The organism is Streptomyces vulcanius (assembly GCF_042653945.1).
Taxonomy (GTDB): Bacteria; Actinomycetota; Actinomycetes; order Streptomycetales; family Streptomycetaceae; genus Streptomyces; species Streptomyces mangrovi.
The window spans coordinates 1-18,557 of the sequence record NZ_JBHSFK010000010.1 but is presented as its reverse complement, the minus strand read 5'-3'; the positions used below and the strand labels follow the sequence as shown (position 1 = coordinate 18,557).

Annotated in this window: 17 protein-coding genes and 1 tRNA gene; 11 read left to right on the top strand and 7 right to left on the bottom strand. The window is 71.5% G+C overall.

The features are described 5' to 3' along the window. Positions 1-472 precede the first annotated feature (472 nt). The gene (locus ACFPIH_RS16825; RefSeq protein WP_381171256.1) at positions 473-1,138 is read left to right on the top strand and encodes a bifunctional DNA primase/polymerase; all 666 of its coding nucleotides are present in this window, start codon (positions 473-475) and stop codon (positions 1,136-1,138) included. 55 nt (positions 1,139-1,193) lie between these two features. Further along, the gene (locus ACFPIH_RS16820; protein ID WP_381171258.1) at positions 1,194-1,802 is read left to right on the top strand and encodes a hypothetical protein; all 609 of its coding nucleotides are present in this window, start codon (positions 1,194-1,196) and stop codon (positions 1,800-1,802) included. A gap of 246 nt (positions 1,803-2,048) precedes the next feature. Here the strand turns inward: ACFPIH_RS16820 and ACFPIH_RS16815 are convergent, their stop codons facing one another. The 3 genes from ACFPIH_RS16815 to ACFPIH_RS16805 form a co-directional block, all read right to left on the bottom strand. After that, positions 2,049-3,014: a DUF5926 family protein gene (locus tag ACFPIH_RS16815; protein WP_381171260.1), complete on the bottom strand. Its 966-nt coding sequence runs from the start codon at positions 3,012-3,014 to the stop codon at positions 2,049-2,051. 429 nt (positions 3,015-3,443) lie between these two features. Next, positions 3,444-4,082 (bottom strand): ATP-binding protein, encoded by a 639-nt coding sequence (locus tag ACFPIH_RS16810; protein WP_381171262.1) that lies wholly within the window; start codon positions 4,080-4,082, stop codon positions 3,444-3,446. Positions 4,083-4,338: 256 nt separating this feature from the next. After that, positions 4,339-5,187 carry a glycerophosphodiester phosphodiesterase gene (locus ACFPIH_RS16805; RefSeq protein ID WP_381171264.1) on the bottom strand — a complete coding sequence of 283 codons (849 nt, stop codon included), beginning with the start codon at positions 5,185-5,187 and terminating at the stop codon, positions 4,339-4,341. Positions 5,188-5,446: 259 nt separating this feature from the next. On the opposite strand from ACFPIH_RS16805, the gene ACFPIH_RS16800 reads away from it, so the two are divergent. Next, positions 5,447-7,060: a S1C family serine protease gene (locus ACFPIH_RS16800; protein WP_381171266.1), complete on the top strand. Its 1,614-nt coding sequence runs from the start codon at positions 5,447-5,449 to the stop codon at positions 7,058-7,060. 212 nt (positions 7,061-7,272) lie between these two features. Further along, a tRNA-Ser gene (locus ACFPIH_RS16795) sits at positions 7,273-7,359 on the top strand. A 65-nt stretch (positions 7,360-7,424) separates the two neighbouring features. Here ACFPIH_RS16795 and ACFPIH_RS16790 read toward each other — a convergent pair. Together ACFPIH_RS16790 and ACFPIH_RS16785 are read right to left on the bottom strand one after the other, a co-directional pair. Continuing rightward, complete coding sequence (locus tag ACFPIH_RS16790) at positions 7,425-7,892, bottom strand: DUF6083 domain-containing protein (protein WP_381171268.1); 468 nt, start codon at positions 7,890-7,892, stop codon at positions 7,425-7,427. A 109-nt stretch (positions 7,893-8,001) separates the two neighbouring features. Then, the gene (locus tag ACFPIH_RS16785; protein ID WP_381171270.1) at positions 8,002-8,898 is read right to left on the bottom strand and encodes a bifunctional DNA primase/polymerase; all 897 of its coding nucleotides are present in this window, start codon (positions 8,896-8,898) and stop codon (positions 8,002-8,004) included. A gap of 346 nt (positions 8,899-9,244) precedes the next feature. Here ACFPIH_RS16785 and ACFPIH_RS16780 point away from each other — a divergent pair, with 346 nt between their 5' ends. The 6 genes from ACFPIH_RS16780 to ACFPIH_RS16755 all read left to right on the top strand — a co-directional run bounded on the left by ACFPIH_RS16780 (position 9,245) and on the right by ACFPIH_RS16755 (position 15,005). After that, positions 9,245-9,559 carry a hypothetical protein gene (locus tag ACFPIH_RS16780; RefSeq protein WP_381171272.1) on the top strand — a complete coding sequence of 105 codons (315 nt, stop codon included), beginning with the start codon at positions 9,245-9,247 and terminating at the stop codon, positions 9,557-9,559. 314 nt (positions 9,560-9,873) lie between these two features. Continuing rightward, positions 9,874-10,803 carry a bifunctional MaoC family dehydratase N-terminal/OB-fold nucleic acid binding domain-containing protein gene (locus ACFPIH_RS16775; RefSeq protein WP_381171274.1) on the top strand — a complete coding sequence of 310 codons (930 nt, stop codon included), beginning with the start codon at positions 9,874-9,876 and terminating at the stop codon, positions 10,801-10,803. Next, positions 10,800-11,255, top strand: a complete 456-nt coding sequence (locus ACFPIH_RS16770; protein WP_381171276.1) for a MaoC family dehydratase — start codon at positions 10,800-10,802, stop codon at positions 11,253-11,255. The genes ACFPIH_RS16775 and ACFPIH_RS16770 overlap by 4 nt, the downstream gene beginning before the upstream one ends. After that, positions 11,252-12,421 (top strand): lipid-transfer protein, encoded by a 1,170-nt coding sequence (locus ACFPIH_RS16765; RefSeq protein ID WP_381171278.1) that lies wholly within the window; start codon positions 11,252-11,254, stop codon positions 12,419-12,421. Before ACFPIH_RS16770 ends, ACFPIH_RS16765 begins: the two co-directional genes overlap by 4 nt. Before the next feature lie 185 nt (positions 12,422-12,606). Beyond that, positions 12,607-13,185, top strand: a complete 579-nt coding sequence (locus tag ACFPIH_RS16760) for a SigE family RNA polymerase sigma factor (protein WP_381171280.1) — start codon at positions 12,607-12,609, stop codon at positions 13,183-13,185. A 140-nt stretch (positions 13,186-13,325) separates the two neighbouring features. Then, the gene (locus ACFPIH_RS16755) at positions 13,326-15,005 is read left to right on the top strand and encodes a long-chain fatty acid--CoA ligase (protein WP_381171282.1); all 1,680 of its coding nucleotides are present in this window, start codon (positions 13,326-13,328) and stop codon (positions 15,003-15,005) included. Between the two features lie 229 nt (positions 15,006-15,234). Here the strand turns inward: ACFPIH_RS16755 and ACFPIH_RS16750 are convergent, their stop codons facing one another. After that, positions 15,235-16,452, bottom strand: coding sequence for an MFS transporter (locus ACFPIH_RS16750; protein ID WP_381171284.1), 1,218 nt, complete (start codon positions 16,450-16,452; stop codon positions 15,235-15,237). 148 nt (positions 16,453-16,600) lie between these two features. Between ACFPIH_RS16750 and ACFPIH_RS16745 the strand changes: the two genes are divergently transcribed. Continuing rightward, positions 16,601-17,182, top strand: coding sequence for a TetR family transcriptional regulator (locus tag ACFPIH_RS16745; RefSeq protein WP_381171286.1), 582 nt, complete (start codon positions 16,601-16,603; stop codon positions 17,180-17,182). A gap of 76 nt (positions 17,183-17,258) precedes the next feature. Here the strand turns inward: ACFPIH_RS16745 and ACFPIH_RS16740 are convergent. Next, positions 17,259-18,557 (bottom strand): response regulator (locus ACFPIH_RS16740; RefSeq protein WP_385877026.1); only part of this gene is annotated, 1,299 nt, incomplete at its 5' end.

The window sequence follows — 18,557 nt, the reverse complement described above, 5'->3', positions numbered from 1 at the left end:
CAGTTCTTCCGGCCCCCTTGTGTAAAAGCAAAGTTGGCTTAAAACTGACTCGGGTAACGGGTGTTTGCGGTCGACTGGGTTTGCTCCACGGAGCGTCACAGCGGTCGTGATGGGTACGTACTCGGTAAGGGCCAGGGGTCGTTGGGAGCCACCCGGAACCTGGTGACCGACCCGGGCGTCCTATCCACCGACGACCGTGACCCATCCTCCCGTGGCGGAGGCGAAGAGAAATACACCGGACGGCAAAACGCCAGACTTCGCCACCCCACGCCATGCCCAGGCTTTTGACGGAAGCAAGTCGGCGGAGTGGCCGCGGAAGCAGCCAGTACTCGGCCCGCAGGGGTCCCCTTGTCGCGGACGGTCGCGGACAGGGGTGTGATGCGCCAACAGGTATGCACAGTGAAGTGATCGACACATGGTGTGATGTGGCCCACGGTGTTGCCAGCGGTGCAACGGAAAGGAACGAGCGCACATGCGCGAGATCCTCGGAAGGCGACGCAGGCTCCTGTCCCAGCGCAGCGGTAAGGAGCTCGAGTTGCTCGACTCGGCCCTGACCATCGCGACGGAATGGCAGTGGCCCGTCCTCCCGGGTGTGACGGCGGACCGGCGGAGTACCTCCCGCTGCGGATGCCCCGACCCCGAGTGCGCGATGCCCGGCGCTCACCCCTTCGACCCCGGCCTCCTCGCGGCCACCACCGACGCCCGCATGGTGCGCTGGTGGTGGAAGAACCGGCCGGCCGCGCCGATCATCCTGGCCACGGGGGGCACGGCCCCCTGCGCGGTCAGCCTGCCCGCTCTCGCCGCCTCCCGCGCGCTCGTGGCGCTGGACCGGCAGGGCATGCGGCTGGGCCCGGTCGTCGCCGCGCCCACCCGCTGGGCGATCCTCGTCCGGCCCTACTCCATGGAGCAGCTGGGCGAACTCCTGTACGCCAAGGACTTCGTCCCCGGCTCCCTCCGCTTCCACAGTGAGGGCGGTTACCTCGCCCTGCCGCCGTCCGAGACGGGCCGCGGCGACATCCGCTGGGAGCGCGCGCCGCTGCCCGGCTCGTCCTCCCCCTGGGTGCCCGACGTCGAGGCCGTGGTCGACGCGGTCGTCGACGCCCTCACTCGTACGGGTGTGAGCGCTCCCGAGTTGTAGGGGTGTCGGGCGCGCGCCGGGCGGTACGACCGGGTGCGCCCCTTATCTTCCGCGTATGAACCTTCGTCTCGTTGCCCTCGGCGGCGTCGTGGCCTGCGCGCTCGCACTGCCTCTGGCCATGGCGTCCGCGGGGCAGACCGGGGACGAGGGGCGGTCGGACGTACGGTCCGCCGCGCGCTCCGTCGTGGGGTCCCTCACGTCCTCCGACGAGAGGGACACGGCGGACGACGGTGGTGACGGCCGCGACGGCGCTACGAATCCCAGGGCGTCGTCGGCCGCGCCTTCGCGCTCTCCGCTGCGGCTCGGCCTCGGCCTGGCCACCGCCGTCCGCTGCGGTCCCGAACTCACCTCACCCGAGGGCGTCGAGGCGCAGACCTGTGTGCTGACCCAGGGCGAGGACACCTGGGCGCGCACCTACTACCGCAACGTCACCGGCCGCGTCCTGGAGGCCGTCCTGAGCCTCATGGCGCCCGAGGGGCGCACGGTACAGATGCGGTGCGCCGTGGGCGCCGAGGACGAGCCGGGGGCCTGTGAGACGCCCCGTGAGCGCACCCGGGGCGGGCTGGACGCGTACACGGCGGTCACCGAGTTCTCGAATGACGGGGGGACCGGGCCGCTGTTGCTGCGCTCCGGCAGCAACTCCGCGTCCGACGGCGGCAGTTGACGCCCGACAGAGATCCGTCGAGGTGGGCCGCGCAGGAAAAAACCCGGTTGCTGGCGACGGGGGATGCACCAGCAACCGGGCTATTGGAACGGTAACAAGAGATCGGCTCCAAGCAAATTCGATCTCTTGTTTTCATCGGGCTTTCGGACACCTGTTGATCGGCGGTTTCTGGCGCCGACTCGCCTTGTGCAGGCGGGAGTTGTGAGCGGAGTCACGTCACATGCGCCCCGCTCCACCCCTTGTGCCTCAGCTGAGCGTGACCTGTCGGTTGGTCAGTCCGCCGCGCGCGCGACGCTCCTCCGCGGTGAGCGGTGCGTCCGAGGCCAGCGCGGTGGCGAGCCGCTCGGCGAACTCGGCGGCCGGCTTCTCCACGTCGTCCGCCGAGACCCCGCTCGGCAGGTCCCAGACGGGCACCGTCAGGCCGTGGGCCCGGAAGGAACCCACCAGACGGGTGCCCTCGCCGAGGCCGGCGCCGCCCGCCGCGTGCAGCCGCGCGAGAGCGTCCAGAAGCCGCTCCTCCGGGTGCGGCATGACCCAGCGCAGGTGGTTCTTGTCGGGGGTCTCGCACCAGTACGCGGCGTCCACACCGGACAGCTTCACAGTCGGGATCGCCGCCGCGTTGGCCCGCTCCAGGGAGGCGGCCACGTCCGGAGCGGCGTTTTCCGGATCCGGCACCCAGAACTCGAAACCGCTGTGTACAACTGGCTCGAACACGCCTGCGGGGTCGAGGAGATCCTGCATCCGCGGACCGTCCGCCGGGGCACGCCTGGCCTGCACCGGAGTACCCGGCTCCGCCTCCAGGGCCCGCCGCAGGGTGTCCGCGAGGTCACGGCTGATGTCGCCGGACGGCGTGTCGTTCTGCAGGCCGAGCAGGATGGAGCCGTCGTCGCGGCGCAGCGCCGGCCAGGCCATCGGCAGGACCGTTGCGAGCGTGACCGAGGGAACGCCCTCGGGCAGGCCGTCCTTCAGATTCAGCTCGACCGTGGCCGCCGGCACCAGCTCGCGCAGCGCCACCCAGTCGCACTCGCCCGGCAGACCCTCGAAGGGGCGCTGCACCAGTTCGGTCGCGGCATGCGCGGCGGCCCGGCCGTGACAGGCCTTGTAGCGGCGGCCACTGCCACAGGGGCAGGGTTCCCGGGCGCCGACGACCGGGATCTCCCCGTCCGTGAGCTGCGGCCGGCCGGCCTTCGTCTGGGGTCGCTTCTTGGCCATCTGGGTGTCTCCCGGGTACGGCTCGTCTGGTACGGGCGGGAGCCTAGCCGCTCATACGCGCGACCACGGGAACCTGTGGACAACGGGGCGCCTGTGGAAAACGGGATGCCGGGCGCGCGGGGGCGGTTGGCCGCGGTTGGCCGCAGGGCCGGGAGGGCCGCTTGCCGCGGGTGGCCGCAGGGATGGGAGCGCCTGCCGGGGCCGCGGGCGGGTGTGTCGTACGTCTGGGGGGGCGCTGGTCCGGGCCGAGGCCAGGTGGCCCGTGCGTCCGGGGGCATCCCGCGTGTCCGGGGCCGGGGCCGGGCAGGTCCTGGTCTCCGGTCTTCGGCCGCCGGCCTCGGGTTTCCCGGTCCTGGTCCCGGCCCTGGTCCGTGCCGTCAATCCGTGCCGTCAGTCCGTGCCGACAGTCCGTGCAGTCAGACGGTGCCGTCAGTCCATGTCGTCGAACGCGTCCGTGAAGTCCAGGCCCGGCATCGACGCCACCGAGGGGGCCGCGACCCGGGAGGCGAAGTCGTCGCGCCGACGGCCGGCGTCGGGATCGTGGACGTCCGCGTGGACCAGCACCCAGACCGTGACCTCGCCGCGGGCGTCGTCGCGGACGCCCCAGTCGTCGGCCAGCGCCGTGATGATGTTCAGCCCACGGCCGCCGTGCGCGGTGACGGAGGGGGTGCCCGGTGCCGGACGGGTCGGGCCGCCGCCGTCGGTCACCTCGACGACCAGCCGGCCGCCGGTCTCCATCCGCCACGCGGCGCGTACGTCGCCGTCCCCGGCGAGGGCGTCGCCCAGGGGCCTGCCGTGTTTGCAGGCGTTGCTCAAAAGTTCGGAAAGGATCAGTACGGCATCTTCGATGACCGATTCCGACACCCCGCCGCTGCGCAGCTGATCACGCATGCGGTGTCTCGCCTTCCCCACTCCCGCAGGGCCATGGGGTACGGCCATGCTTGAGGACGTGGGCACCTCCTGTGCCACCACCAACGCCACCCCCGAGACCTCCTTCGCCCCACGCCACGGTGTGGATGCCCCATTGGCCTGTACCGGAAACCGGCCAATCCATGTCCTCAGACGCATTCGCCCCGATCGAATACGGACCGAACGCGCCGGAGCACTCCCTGTGAGGGGCCTGTCAGCGTATGGCTGGATTTCTGCGGTCTGGCTGAGATTGGAGGATGGTTCATGCCGAACTGTGTGGTCAAGAGGTGCGGATGGGGCTTCTGTTACTTCTGTGACTTCCTATAGGGGCAATTGGGGATTAATTGGGAGGTATTTGGAGTGTGCTTGGGAGTGTGCTTGGAGTGCGCCTGGAGCGTGCTGGTGAGCGTCCGTCTCAGCGGCCCAGTTGGCGCAGCACCGCGCGCGGGCGGTTGGTGATGATCGCGTCGACGCCCAGCTCGACGCAGAGGGCCACGTCCTCGGGCTCGTTCACCGTCCACACGTGCACCTGGTGGCCCGCCCGCTTCAGGCGCTCGACGTACGACGGGTGGTTGCGCACGATCCGCATCGAGGGGCCCGCGATCCGTACCCCCGCGGGCAGCCGTCCGTCGCGCAGCCGGGGCGAGACGAACTGCATCAGATAGACGGTCGGCAGCAGGGGCGAGGCGGCACGCACGCGATGCAGCGAACGCGCCGAGAAGCTCATGATCCGCACCGGCGACTCGGCCGCCGAGGCCGGCGCGTCCAGCCCGAACCGCTTCAGGAGCAGCAGCAGCCGCTCCTCGACCTGCCCCGCCCAGCGCGTCGGATGCTTGGTCTCGACCGCCAGCTCCACCCGGCGCCCGGCGTCGGCGACCAGCTCCAGCAGCCGCTCCAGGGTCAGTACGGAGGTCTCCTCGCGGTCCTCGGGGCGGAACTCCCAGTCGGGCTCCTCGTCGCGCGCGTGCCATGCCTCGCGTGCCTCGCGGGTCTTCCAGGAGCCGAAGTCCAGCCCCGCCAGATCGGAGAGTTCCAGTGCGGAGACCGCGCCGCGGCCGTTGGACGTACGGTTGACACGTCGGTCGTGCACACAGACGAGATGCCCGTCCGCGGTCAGCCGTACATCGCACTCGAGGGCGTCCGCACCGTCCTCGATCGCTTTCTTGTACGCGGCCAGAGTGTGCTCGGGGGCCTCTTCGGAGGCCCCGCGGTGGGCGACTACTTGAACGGGGTGCCGCGTGTGCTGCTGTCGTGCGTGGGTCACCGCGACATGGTGCCATCTGAGAAGCGTCTGAGATGTTTCGAGGATGCGCACTTATTGCACTGAAAGTCCCTTATAAAGATTCTTCGGAGACCCACAGACACCGCTTATGGTGCTCTGACGGCCTGTGGGAAAAGCTGAGCCATACAAAAGCACACGCACAGCTGCAGCGCGCCGGGTCGACGACAAGCGCGAACAAGCATGAACGGGCGTGACCCAGTGCGACCGACGAGAGAACAGCCGTGAACCGAGGAGAAGAGCTGTGAGCACCGAGAACGAGGGCACCAACGAGGGCACCGCGGTTCCCCCGGCCCCGTCCGCACCCCCCGTGCCGGTGGAGTCTCCCTCGGCCGCCCCGCACACACCGGCCTCCGACTCCGGCGCGCGCACCACCCCGCTTCCGCAGACACCGGCGGCGGCCCCGGCCGCCCCGGTGGGTGACTGGCCGCCTCCGAGCCTGCCCCAGGCGCCTCAGCCCGCGCCGCCGGCCGCCGAGGGCGAGTGGCCCCCGCCGACCCCGCCGCAGACGTCCCACCCGGCGGCCGAGGGTGACTGGCCCCCGCCGGCCGCGCCCCACGCGGCTCCGGACACCGCTCCCGCCGCTCCGGCCTCCGCCGACGGCTGGCAGAACTCGCCCACCACGCCCCTGTACGCCGACGGCGGCACGGGCACGCCCGCGTACGGCGACGCCGGCTACGGCGGTGGGGCCGCAGGCGGGGCCTGGGGTGCCTCCTACCAGCAGCCCGCGCCGAAGGCGGGCCGCGGTCGCGGCGGACTCATCGCCGCGGTCATCGTCGCCGCGCTGGTCGCGGGCGGCCTGGGCGGCGGCCTCGGCTACACCCTCGCCAAGAACGACGACAACACCGGCTCGACCACCGTCTCCGCCTCCACCAGCGGCGGCGACGTCAAGCGCGCGGCCGGCACGGTCGCGGGCGTGGCCGCCACCGCCCTGCCGAGCACGGTCACCATCGAGGCCGAGTCCAGCAACGGCGAGGGCGGCACCGGCACCGGCTTCGTCTTCGACACCCAGGGCCACATCGTCACCAACAACCACGTCGTCGCGGACGCGGTCGACAACGGCAAGCTGACGGCCACCTTCCCGGACGGCAAGAAGTACGACGCCGAGGTCGTCGGCCACGCGCAGGGCTACGACGTCGCCGTCATCAAGCTGAAGAACGCCCCGTCGGACCTCAAGCCGCTCACCCTGGGCGACTCGGACAAGGTCGCGGTGGGCGACTCGACGATCGCCATCGGCGCGCCCTTCGGACTGTCCAACACGGTCACGACGGGCATCATCAGCGCGAAGAACCGCCCGGTCGCGTCCTCGGACGGCACCGGCAGCAGCTCGTCCTACATGAGCGCCCTGCAGACCGACGCGTCGATCAACCCGGGCAACTCCGGCGGTCCGCTTCTCGACGCCCAGGGCAATGTGATCGGCATCAACTCCGCGATCCAGTCCACCGGCAGCGGCGGCCTGGGCGGCACCTCACAGTCCGGCTCGATCGGCCTCGGCTTCGCCATCCCGATCAACCAGGCCAAGTACGTCGCCCAGCAGCTGATCAAGACCGGTGAGCCGGTGTACGCCAAGATCGGCGCGTCCGTCTCCCTGGAGGACTCCTCGGGCGGCGCGAAGATCACCGACCAGGGTTCGGGCGGCGCCGCCCCCGTCGAGTCGGGCGGCCCCGCCGACAAGGCCGGCCTCAAGCCCGGCGACGTCATCACCAAGCTCGACGGCACGGTGATCGACTCCGGCCCCACCCTCATCGGCGAGATCTGGACCCACAAGCCCGGCGACAAGGTGACCATCACCTACGAGCGCGACGGCAAGTCCAGCACCGTCGAACTCACCCTGGGCTCCCGCAACGGCGACAGCTGACCCGAGACCGGCCCGGCCCGACCCGGCCGGGGTCCCGTCCCGAACCCGCGGCGACGCACACCATGCGTCACCGCGGGTTCGCGCGTTACCCGCCCTACCCGCCGCCCGCCTCCCGAGCGGTTCGTTCGTGCCCCAGACCGCCCACCCCGCCCGCGCGCACCACGCGGTGCCGGTACGCTGTACCCGCTCCACCCCAGGTGGGCCGGGGCGTAGGTGGGTTGCCCGAGCGGCCTAAGGGAACGGTCTTGAAAACCGTCGTGGCAGCGATGTCACCGTGGGTTCAAATCCCACACCCACCGCAGTGTGAGAGCCCCTGACCAGCGGAAACGGTCGGGGGCTCTCGGGTGTCCGGCCTGGGGCAGGGTCATGCCTCATGCATCGGGCACACGAACTCGTGAGCGGGGAAGACGGGCTCTCCGGGGGTGGGATCGATGGCGCCGATCCTGATGGCCACGGTTGCCACGGGGATGGGGGTGTTCGCTGCCCTCGGGCGCATCAGACGCCAACGGTGGCGCGGAGGGACCTTCTTCGCCGGCAGCTCGAACGTGGCCAGTTCGACCCAGCGGTCGTAGTTGGTCGGGTAGCAACGCACCGGCGCGTCGCAATGCCGGCAGTTACGGGGCTCGACCCATTCCACGTCGTCCGGGTCGAACTCGGGCTCCGGTGCCGCCGTGGCGCCCTCCTTCAGGGCAAGATCGTTGGCGACCTTGTTCCAGCACCTGTCGCAGAATTCGGCCAACAGGGGAATGATCCGTCCACGCTCACGAACATCGGGCCCGTTCGAGGAGCACAACAGGCACTCAGGTCGGCTGACACTGTGGAGAACCGCCATTTTTTGAGTGTGAGTGCCCGGTACATCATTCAAACAGGGCGTTTTTCGGCCTTATTCGGCAAAGTCGCACTTCAGTAGCTGGAATGGGGCGCCTCTTCCGTGCGCCTCGTCACCCCAGGGGCCGGGTCATTCGTGCCGCCGAGGCGATCGTGGAGCGGGCCTCGTGTTCCGTGAGGCCGGTGTGTACGGCCGCGGCGGTCAGTTCGTCCGTCAGGGCGGGCCCGATGCCGTTCTCGTACGCCCGGCAGGCCGCCCAGAACAGGCGGGTGTTGCGCTGGCCCTCGTGGGCGGCGAGGACGAACTGGACCAGGCCCCTGCCGTGTGCCGTGCCCGCCGCTGATCCCGTCGCTGATCCAGACGGTCCCGTCGTGCGCGGCGGGGGCAGCAGGAGGCGCAGGAGGGCGTGCGGGCAGGGCGCCGGGGTGAAGCCGGCCGTGCCGGGGGCGGCCGTGTAGGTGCCGTGGGTGGTGCGGGAGCCGGGGCCGACCAGGTAGCCGCCGGCGCCCCGGATGTCGATGCCGGGGGCGAGCCGGCCGGCCGAGTTGGGGACGACGACGTCCGGCGGACCGGTGAGCCAGAGGTGCCGGCCGCCGGACGGGGTGAGGACGACGACGGTCGGCGGGATCGTGAAGAGATGGCGCAGGGCCAGTTCACGCAGGGCGGCGGTGGAGTCCGTGCCCGACTTCGTGTCCAGGTCGACGCCGATCAGGTGGTACGGCGGCAGGCCGCACGCTATGCCGTAGCCGGTGGCCCAGGGGGCGGCGGCGAAGAGCGCACGGACGCGCGCGGGGTCGGCCGAGGCGTCGTACACGCCGTGGCCGAAGCGGCCGCACGTGCCGTGGCACGGGGGGTCGTCGGGGCTGTGGGGGGAGCGCAGGGCAGGGAGTTTCGTCCGGGACAGGGGGATGACGGCCAGGCCGCGTTCGGCGGCCGACAGGGCGTGGGCGAGGGCCAGCGTGCTGGCCTGCCGGGGGTGCCGGGCGGGGTGCCGGTCGATGGTGGCCATGCCTCCATAGTCGTACTAGTGTTCGAAAAAAGGAAGGGGTGACGGGTGCGACGCGCCGAGGTGGCGGGGAATGGTCGGGTGTGCGGCGGAATGTGACGGAACGCTTCGCCCCTTGCGGGGGCTGGGGTCCGAGGGTCCGGACGGGCACTGCTTGCGAGAGAGTGATCAAGAAAAGTGGTGCTGGGGGTTTATCTACTTGTCATCACGCTTGCGTGCGAATCACGGCTTCCGGGGTGGTTCGCCGGGGATTCGGTGGGCAACTCTGGTCTCGCGACGTCGTCACCACACCGGAGCGGTTGGCCAACTGCCCTGGTGAAACCCGTACTTCATGTTCTGGAGGAACAGCATGGCAAGCATCCGTACCGCCCGCGTCATCGCCGCCGTCGCCGCCCTTCCGCTGGCCGCCGCCCTGTTCGGCGGTGTCGCGGTGGCCGACAACGGCGGATTCGCGAGCGACGGATCGAACGCGGGTGTCGCGAGCATCGTGGGCAGCGGTGTCGGCGGCAACAACAACGGCAACTCGTCCACCACACAGCAGAACGCCGTCGGTTCGGGCGCCTCGAACCAGAGCAACACTGCGCAGGTGGACGGCTCCGCGTTCACGGCGGTCAACCAGGGCAACAACACCGTGGGCCTCGCCTTCGGCCCGCTGTGGGGGTGATCTGAGGGGGCCGGCGGCGACCCGGCCCCCAGGGTTCCTACCGGGTGAGTTCCGTGGGGTGTGACGCGTCTGCGCGGCGGTGCCATTGGCACCGCCGCGGGGGTGTGTTCCGGCGGTGCCAATGGCGCCGCCGCGCGGGTGTGTTCCGGCGGAGCCATTGGCGCCGCCACGCGGTGTGTTCCGGCGGGGCCGTCGGCACCGCCGCGCGGGTGTGTTCCCGGGCGGACGGAATGTCCTTGAGCATTCTTGACAGCACGTCATATCTGACGGACAGTCAGAAACCGTTCGGCAGCGGTCGCGAAGGGAGCCCAACGGTGGACGACGCCGGCCTGCACGTACGCCTGAGGACCTACGAAGGCCGCCCCGCCGCCGTGGCCGGCACCGGCCGTGACCCCGTCAACGCGCCCATGATCCGGCACTGGTGCGAGGCCATGGGCGACGGCAACCCCGCCTACGCCGGTCCCGACGCGGTCGCCCCGCCCACCATGCTCCAGGCGTGGATCATGGGCGGCCTCGGTGGCCACGCCGCCCGCTCCCGGCCCTACGAGGAGCTGCTCGCCCTCCTGGACGAGGCGGGCTGCACCTCGGTCGTCGCCACCGACTGCGAGCAGGAGTACCTGCGCCCCCTGCGCCCCGGCGACGAGGTCACCTTCGACACGGTGATCGAGTCGGTGTCCGAACGGAAGACGACGAAACTCGGCACCGGTCACTTCGTCACGACCCGGACCGACGTCAGGGTCGGCCCCGACCTCGTCGGCACGCACCGCTTCCGCATCCTCAAGTACGCGCCCGCCCACGGCCGTTCACGGAAACCGCGCGAGCTACGGCCGCGCCCCGTCGTCAACCGGGACAACGCCGGTTTCTGGGAGGGTGTGCGCGACCACCGGCTCCTCCTCCAGCGCTGTACCGCCTGCGCGGCCCTGCGCTTCCCGTGGCTGCCCGGCTGCCAGTCCTGCGGCTGCCCGGACTGGGACACCGTCGAGGCGAGCGGCGAGGGGACCGTGTACTCGTACGTCGTCATGCACCATCCGCCGTTCCCGGCCTTCACGGAATCCGCTCATGCCGCTGACGCGGCGGGTCCCTACGCGGTCGGGCTCGTCGAACTCGCCGAAGGGGTGCGGATGATCAGCAACGTGGTCGGGGTGCCGTACGACAAGGTGCGGATCGGGATGCCGGTGCGGCTCGAATTCCGGCGCTACGACGACGAGTTGACGCTCCCGGTGTTCAAGGGGGTGACGGTGTGAACGTGGGTGACGTGCTGCCGCCGCTGGAGATCGAGGTCACCCGCACCCTGATCGTCGCCGGCGCGCTCGCCTCGCGGGACTACCAGGACGTCCACCACGACCCCGAGGCCGCCCGGGCGAAGGGCTCCCCGGACGTCTTCATGAACATCCTCACCACCAACGGCCTGGTCGGCCGCTACATCACCGACACCTTCGGTCCGACGGCCGTGCTCCGCAAGGTGGCCATTCGGCTGGGGGTGCCCAACTACCCCGGAGACACGCTGGTGTTGCGGGGCACGGTCGAGGAGATCCGTGGCGAGGACACGGCCGTGATCCGCGTCGTCGGCGACAACGGCATCGGCAGACACGTCAGCGGGACGGTGACGGTGACCGTGCCCGGGGGCGACCTGGGGAACCCGCGGCACGGCATCGGCAGTGTGACGGTCACCCTCCAGGAGGGCGGTGCGGGATGAGCGTACGGACGCGGGACGCCCTCGGCGGGCGCGCGGCGATCGTCGGGATCGGGGCGACGGAGTTCTCCAAGGACTCGGGGCGCAGCGAGCTGCGGCTGGCGGCGGAGGCGGTGCGGGCGGCGCTCGACGACGCGGGGCTCACCCCCGCCGACGTGGACGGCATGGTGACGTTCACGATGGACACCAGCCCGGAGATCACCGTCGCGCAGGCCTGCGGGATCGGTGAGCTGTCCTTCTTCTCCCGCGTCCACTACGGCGGCGGGGCGGCCTGCGCGACCGTGCAGCAGGCGGCGCTGGCCATCGCCGCGGGGGTGGCCGAGGTGGTGGTCTGCTACCGGGCCTTCAACGAACGCTCCGGACGCCGTTTCGGCTCCGGCGTGAAGCACCGCGAACCCTCGGCGGAGGGCGTGGCACTCGGCTGGAGCCTCCCCTTCGGGCTGCTCACCCCGGCCTCCTGGGTGGCGATGGCGGCGCAGCGCTATCTGCACGTCCACGGGCTGACCCCGGAGGAGGCGTTCGGGCCGGTCGCCGTCACGGCCCGCCGGCACGCGGCGGCGAACCCGGCGGCGTACTTCCACAACCGGCCGATCACCCTCGACGACCACGCGTCCTCCCGCTGGATCGCCGAGCCGCTGCGGCTGCTGGACTGCTGCCAGGAGACGGACGGCGGCCAGGCGCTGGTCGTCACCTCGGTGGAGCGGGCCCGTGACCTGCCGCGACCGCCCGCCGTGGTCGCCGCCGCCGCGCAGGGCGCCGGGCGGGCACAGGAGCAGATGACCAGCTTCTACCGCGACGGCCTGACCGGCCTGCCGGAGATGGCCGTGGTCGCGCGCCAGCTCTGGCGCACCTCGGGGCTCGCGCCCGCCGACATCGACGTGGGCATCGTGTACGACCACTTCACGCCGTTCGTGCTGATGCAGCTGGAGGAGTTCGGCTTCTGCGCCCCCGGCGAGGCGGCGGCCTACGTCACCGAGGACCGGCTTCCGCTCAACACCCACGGCGGCCAGCTCGGCGAGGCCTACCTGCACGGGATGAACGGCGTCGCCGAGGCCGTACGACAACTGCGCGGCACGTCCCCGAACCAGGTGCCCGGCGCGGCGCGCACCCTGGTGACGGCGGGCACCGGCGTGCCGACGTCGGGCCTGGTACTGACCGCCGACGGATGAGCCCCGATGAGCCCCGACGGCTGATCCCTGAGGGATGAGCCCCGAGGGGTAAACCCGTAGTACAGCGGCCCTTCTCGTCCACCTACAGGAGGTGCAGCCCGCACCACCCCTACGACCTGAGGCGGAGTCGTCTTCGGCACCTACGGCCGATCCCCCGGAGCGGGGTGCGAACCTAGCGTGGAGCCATGACCACACCCGTCTGCACCAGTGCTTCGAACGGCATGCGGAGCGCTTCGAACGGCATGAGGCGACCTGTTCGACCTGTTCCGTACCCGTCGTTCGCGTCGTACGTCAGAGCCCGTCAGCCGGTGCTGCTGCGCACCGCACGGTCGCTGACCGCGAACCCGAGCGACGCGGAGGACCTGCTGCAGACCGCGCTCACCAAGACGTATGTCGCGTGGGAGCGGATCGAGGACCACCGGGCGCTCGACGGCTATGTCCGCCGGGCCCTGGTGAACACGCGCACCTCGCAGTGGCGCAAGCGCAAGGTCGACGAGTACGTCTGCGACGAACTGCCGGAACCGGAGCCCACACTCGGCGAGGACGACCAGGCCGAGCGGCAGGCGCTGCGCGACGCGATGTGGCGGGCGATCATGAAGCTGCCCGACCGGCAGCGGGCGATGGTCGTCCTCAGGTACTACGAGGACCTCAGCGAGGCCCAGACGGCCGAAGTGCTCGGCGTCTCCGTCGGCACGGTGAAGTCGGCGGTCTCCCGGGCCCTCGGCAAGCTGCGGGAGGACCCTGAGCTGGGCCTCGCCCGCTGACGGCGCGATCTCCCGTGACGTCACGTGTGACGTCACGTTTTGACCGGGGCTTTAACGTGACCCGATCGTTCGTCCCTCCCTAGTGACATACCGCGCGGTATGTGCGCAGAATCATGCCAACCGTTACCACCGCGTAGGCAATGTCGCCGCCCTGGGAGGACGCCGTGCTGAGCACCATGCAGGACGTACCGCTGTTGATCTCGAGGATCCTGACCCACGGGGCGAAGATCCATGGCTCGTCACTGGTGACCACCTGGACGGGTGAGAGCGAGCCGCAGCGCCGCTCCTACGCCGAGATCGGCGCCCGTGCGGCCCAGCTGGCGCACGCCCTGCGCGAGGACCTGGCCGTCGAGGGCGACGAGCGAATAGCGACTCTGATGTGGAACAACTCGGACCACGTCGAGGCGTACTTCGCGATTCCCTCCATGGGTGCGGTGCTCCACACCCTCAACCTCCGTCTCCCCGCCGAGCAGCTGGTCTGGATCGTGGGCCACGCGGCGGACCGCGTCGTCATAGCCAACGGCTCCCTGCTTCCCCTGCTCGCCCCGCTGCTCCCGCATCTGCCGACGGTCGAACACGTGGTCGTCTCCGGCCCGGGCGACCGCTCCCTCCTGGCCGGCGCCCGCCCGCAGGTCCACGAGTACGAGGACCTGATCGCCGGGAAGCCCACCGACTACGACTGGCCGGAGCTGGACGAACGCACGGCCGCCGCGATGTGCTACACCTCCGGCACCACCGGCGATCCCAAGGGCGTGGTCTACAGCCACCGCTCCATCTATCTGCACTCCATGCAGGTCAACATGGCCCAGTCGATGGGCCTGACCGACCAGGACACCTCGCTGGTCGTAGTACCCCAGTTCCACGTGAATGCCTGGGGCCTGCCGCACGCCACCTTCATGACCGGCGTGAACCTGCTGATGCCGGACCGTTTCCTCCAGCCGGCCCCGCTCGCCGAGATGATCGAGACCGAGAAGCCCACCCACGCCGCGGCCGTCCCCACCATCTGGCAGGGCCTGCTCGCCGAGCTGACCGCCAAGCCCCGTGACGTCTCCTCCCTCACCCAGGTCACCATCGGCGGCTCGGCCTGTCCGCCCTCCCTCATGAAGGCCTTCGACGACCTCGGCATGCGGGTCTGCCACGCCTGGGGCATGACGGAGACCTCCCCGCTCGGCACCATCGCCCGCCCGCCGGCGCAGGCCGTCGGCACCGACGAGGAGCTCGCCTACCGCCTCACCCAGGGCCGCTTCCCGGCCGGCGTCGAGGCCCGCCTCACCGGTCCCGGCGGCGAACGCCTCCCCTGGGACGGCGAGTCGGCCGGCGAACTCGAGGTCCGCGGCCCCTGGATCGCCGGCGCCTACTACAACGGCCCCGACGCCGACCCCCTCCGCCCCGCCGACAAGTTCAGCGAGGACGGCTGGCTCAAGACGGGCGACGTCGGCACCATCTCCCCCGACGGCTTCCTCACCCTCACCGACCGCGCCAAGGACGTCATCAAGTCCGGCGGCGAGTGGATATCGTCCGTCGACCTGGAGAACGCGCTGATGTCCCACCCGGACGTCGCCGAGGCGGCCGTGGTCGCCGTCCCCGACGACAGGTGGGGCGAGCGCCCGCTGGCCACGGTCGTCCTCAGGGAGGGCGCCACCGCCGACTTCACCACCCTGCGCACCTTCCTCGCCGGCGAGGGCCGGATCGCCAAGTGGCAGCTCCCGGAGCGCTGGACGATCATCGACTCCGTCCCGAAGACGAGCGTGGGCAAGTTCGACAAGAAGGTGCTGCGCAGGCGGTACGCGGAGGGGGAGCTGGACGTCACACAGCTCTGACGTACACACCGGGTCCGGCAACAGGGGTCCGGCTTCGGGCTCGTACGCCGGCTCAGGCTCAGCAAACAGGGCTGCGGCTCCGGCACCGGCGTCGACTCAGGCACCGGTACGACGATCTGGCCGTACGGCGGCGTTCTCACCGTCGTACGGCCCTCGTCGTACGGCTGGATCGTCGTACGGCCAAGCCGTCGTACGGCAAGGGCCGCGTACGGCTGGATCGTCGTCCGTCTCACCGCCGTACGGCGGTGGCGCTCCACCCCGCCACCAGCCACGTGGCCGCCACCGCGATCACCCCGCCCCAGCCGAAGTGGGTGAAGGCGAGGCCCGCCAGGGCGGAGGCGGTGGCGCCGCCGGCGAAACCCGCGACGATGTAGGCGCTGTTGGCGGTGGCCGGGGCGGAGGTGGTGGTGAGGGCGAGGGTCTGGTTGGCGACCTGGGAGGCGACCAGGGCCGCGTGGATCACGATCGCGGCCACGAAGAGCGCCACGACGGCCTGCCCGCCCAGCCAGAACAGGGGCACGGAGACGGCGGCGAGGGCATACGCGCCGCGTACGACCTTCGCGGCGCCGAAACGGTCCACCAGGCCGCCCGCCAGCGGAGCGACCAGGCTCGCCGTGAGACCGAAGAGGCCGAAGAGACCCGCGGTCGCGGTGGACAGGTGGTACGGCTCGCCCGTCAGCAGCAGGGCCAGCGAGGTCCACAGGGCGCTCCAGGCGCCGTACATGCCGGCCTGCCGTACGCACGCCCGCCACAGGTCGGGGGAGCGGCGGACCAGCCCGGGCATGGCGCGCAGCCCGGCGAAGAGGCCGCCCTCGGGGCGCGGGCGGTGGCGTTCGGAGGGGAGCGCGGCGGCGGTCAGCAGGCCCAGGACGGCGGTCAGGACGGCCGCGCCGACGAACACCGGCCGCCAGCCGAAGGCCTGACCGGCTAGTCCGCCGAGGACACGGGCCGCGACGACGCCGGCGAACAGCCCGGAGATCACGGCGGCGACATGCCGCGCCCGGTGGTGGGCGGGGGCGCGTTCGGCGACCAGCGGGACGAGCAGTTGCGGTACGACGGTCGCGGCGGAGGCGACCAGTACGGCGGCGGCGAGCGTGACGATCCCGGGCGCCGCCGCGCCGGCGACCAGCGCCGCCGTGGTGACCAGGGAGAGGGCGGCGACCAGCGGGCGACGGTTCACCCGGTCGCCGAGCGGGGCGAAGAAGAGCAGACCGGCCGCGTAGCCGAACTGCGCCACCGAGGCGATCCAGGCCACGCCCGAGGCCGTGGACCCGAAGTCGCGGGCGATGAGCGGGAGCAGGGGAGCCGCGAGGTAGATGTTGGCGGCGGTGACGGCCGTGCAGAGGGCGATGAGGACGAGGAGGAGGTCCCCGCTCCGGCGCGTGGCGGCGGGTCGTTCGGGCCGCGTGGCGCGCTGCGTGCCCCGGGCGGTGACTGCGGACGGCATGGCGTGATGCTCCTTTGAGCCGGCTCCGGTGGAGGTGGCTGTAACCAACCAGTTGGTTGGATCGGTAGGCACCAACAGTCTGAGGCGGCGCCCCATTCCCCGTCAACCAACTAGTTGGTTACGAGTCGGATCCGACTACCATGCCCCCATGGCAACCACCCGGGACCCCGAGGCCACCAGGGCGCGGATCTTCGACGCCGCCGTCGCCGAGTTCGCCCGCCACGGCGTCGCGGGCGCCCGCATCGACCGCATCGCCGCCGAGGCCAAGGCCAACAAGCAGCTCATCTACGCCTACTTCGGCAACAAGGCGGAGCTGTTCACCCGGGTCCTGGAGCGGACCATGCTCGACCTCGCGGTCGCCGTCCCCGTCGACGCGGACGACATCGAGGGCTGGGTCGACAGCGTGATGGACTACCACGCCACCCACCCCGAGGTGCTGCGCCTGCTCTTCTGGGAGGGACTGGAGTACGGCACCGCCGAACTCCCCGACGAGGCGGAGCGCCAGGAGCACTACCGCGAGAAGATCGCGGTCATCCGGGAGGGCCAGGAGCGGGGCGTCGTCAGCGACGCGATCCCGGCCGGCGACCTGTTCTTCCTGCTCATCTCCCTGGCCAACTGGGCCGCCGCCGTCCCGCAGCTGCGCCGCATCGTGGTGGGCGCCGCGACCGACGACAGCGAACGCCTGCGCGACTCCGTCAAGGAGGCGGTGCGCAGGATCGTCACGGCCTGAGCCGGCCGGCAGTGGGTTCGCCGGTGGCGGCTCGGTGGGTGCGGGCTCGGTGGGTGCCGGCTCCCTTGGTGTCGGCTCAGTTGGTGCCGATGCTCGCCAGCAGTTCCACGATCCGGCTCTGCACCTCGGGGCTGGTCGACCGCTCGGCGAGGAACAGCACCGTCTCCCCAGACGCCAGCCGCGGCAGGTCCGCCTGGTCGACGGCGGCCGTGTAGACGACCAGCGGGGTGCGGTTGAGCTGGCCGTTCGCCCGCAGCCAGTCGATGATCCCGGCGTACCCGGTCTGCCGCCGGTGCACCTGCATCAGGTCCATCACCACCAGGTTCGGCCGCAGCTGCCCGGCGAGCGTCACGGCGTCCGCGTCACTCGCCGCCCGCGCCACCTGCATCCCGCGCCGCTCCAGCGTCGCCGTCAGCGCCAGCGCGATCTCCGCGTGCTCCTCGACGAGAAGCACCCGCGGCGGATGCTGCTCGCTGTCCCGCGGCGCCAGCGCCTTCAGCAGTACGGCGGGGTCGGCGCCGTACGCCGCCTCGCGCGTCGCCTGCCCGAGCCCGGCCGTGACCAGGACCGGAACCTCGGCGGCCACCGCGGCCTGCCGCAGCGACTGCAGTGCGGTACGCGTGATCGGCCCGGTCAGCGGATCCACGAACAGCGCCGCGGGGAACGCCGCGATCTGCGCGTCGACCTCCTCGCGCGAATGCACGATGACGGGCCGGTAGCCGCGATCGCTGAGCGCCTGCTGGGTGGAGACGTCCGGCGCCGGCCACACCAGCAGCCGACGCGGATTGTCCAGCGGCTCCGGCGGCAGCTCGTCGTCCATCGGCACCTGCCGCGGCGGATCCGCCACCTCGACGGCCCCACCGGGACCGTCCAGCGGCTCGGGCCCCTCGGCGGCGTTCTCGTCCGGTGCTCCTATGGCGTACGACCGCCCGGCGCCGTCGGTGGTCCCGGGCGCCAGCCGCGCCTGTCCGGCGAGGGAGGGCTGCGGGACCTGCGCCTGAGGCTGGGGAACGGCGGGAACCGGGGATACGACGGGCTGCTCGGCCGGCGGATGCGGACGCGCCGTCTGCTCCGGGCGGGCCGTCGGCTCGGCGCGCGCGGCCGGGTCCGGCGGGGTGCCCAGCTTGCGGCGCCGTCCGGAACCGCCGGGTGAGTGCGGGACGGGCGTTGCCGTGGCCTGCGCCGCGGACTGCGCCTGCTGCACCTGCGCGGCCTGCCGGGTGAAGGGCACGCCCTGGCCCAGCGTCCGCACGCTGATCGCCCGGCCCTGGGTCGAGTTCGGATCCAGGGGCGACACCGCGGCCTCGGCGGGGAGGGGCTGGTCTGGGTGCGGCGCGCGCGCAGGAACCGGCCCAGTTCCAGGTCGGCGCTCCTG

Bases quoted from the DNA above. Each gene is read 5' to 3' on its own strand.
- ACFPIH_RS16825 (WP_381171256.1), top strand. From the start codon at position 473: ATGCGCGAGATCCTCGGAAGGCGACGCAGGCTCCTGTCCCAGCGCAGC.
- ACFPIH_RS16820 (WP_381171258.1), top strand. From the start codon at position 1,194: ATGAACCTTCGTCTCGTTGCCCTCGGCGGCGTCGTGGCCTGCGCGCTC.
- ACFPIH_RS16815 (WP_381171260.1), bottom strand. From the start codon at position 3,014: ATGGCCAAGAAGCGACCCCAGACGAAGGCCGGCCGGCCGCAGCTCACG.
- ACFPIH_RS16810 (WP_381171262.1), bottom strand. From the start codon at position 4,082: ATGCGTCTGAGGACATGGATTGGCCGGTTTCCGGTACAGGCCAATGGG.
- ACFPIH_RS16790 (WP_381171268.1), bottom strand. From the start codon at position 7,892: ATGGCGGTTCTCCACAGTGTCAGCCGACCTGAGTGCCTGTTGTGCTCC.
- ACFPIH_RS16785 (WP_381171270.1), bottom strand. From the start codon at position 8,898: ATGGCCACCATCGACCGGCACCCCGCCCGGCACCCCCGGCAGGCCAGC.
- ACFPIH_RS16780 (WP_381171272.1), top strand. From the start codon at position 9,245: ATGGCAAGCATCCGTACCGCCCGCGTCATCGCCGCCGTCGCCGCCCTT.
- ACFPIH_RS16765 (WP_381171278.1), top strand. From the start codon at position 11,252: ATGAGCGTACGGACGCGGGACGCCCTCGGCGGGCGCGCGGCGATCGTC.
- ACFPIH_RS16760 (WP_381171280.1), top strand. From the start codon at position 12,607: ATGACCACACCCGTCTGCACCAGTGCTTCGAACGGCATGCGGAGCGCT.
- ACFPIH_RS16755 (WP_381171282.1), top strand. From the start codon at position 13,326: ATGTCGCCGCCCTGGGAGGACGCCGTGCTGAGCACCATGCAGGACGTA.
- ACFPIH_RS16750 (WP_381171284.1), bottom strand. From the start codon at position 16,452: ATGCCGTCCGCAGTCACCGCCCGGGGCACGCAGCGCGCCACGCGGCCC.
- ACFPIH_RS16745 (WP_381171286.1), top strand. From the start codon at position 16,601: ATGGCAACCACCCGGGACCCCGAGGCCACCAGGGCGCGGATCTTCGAC.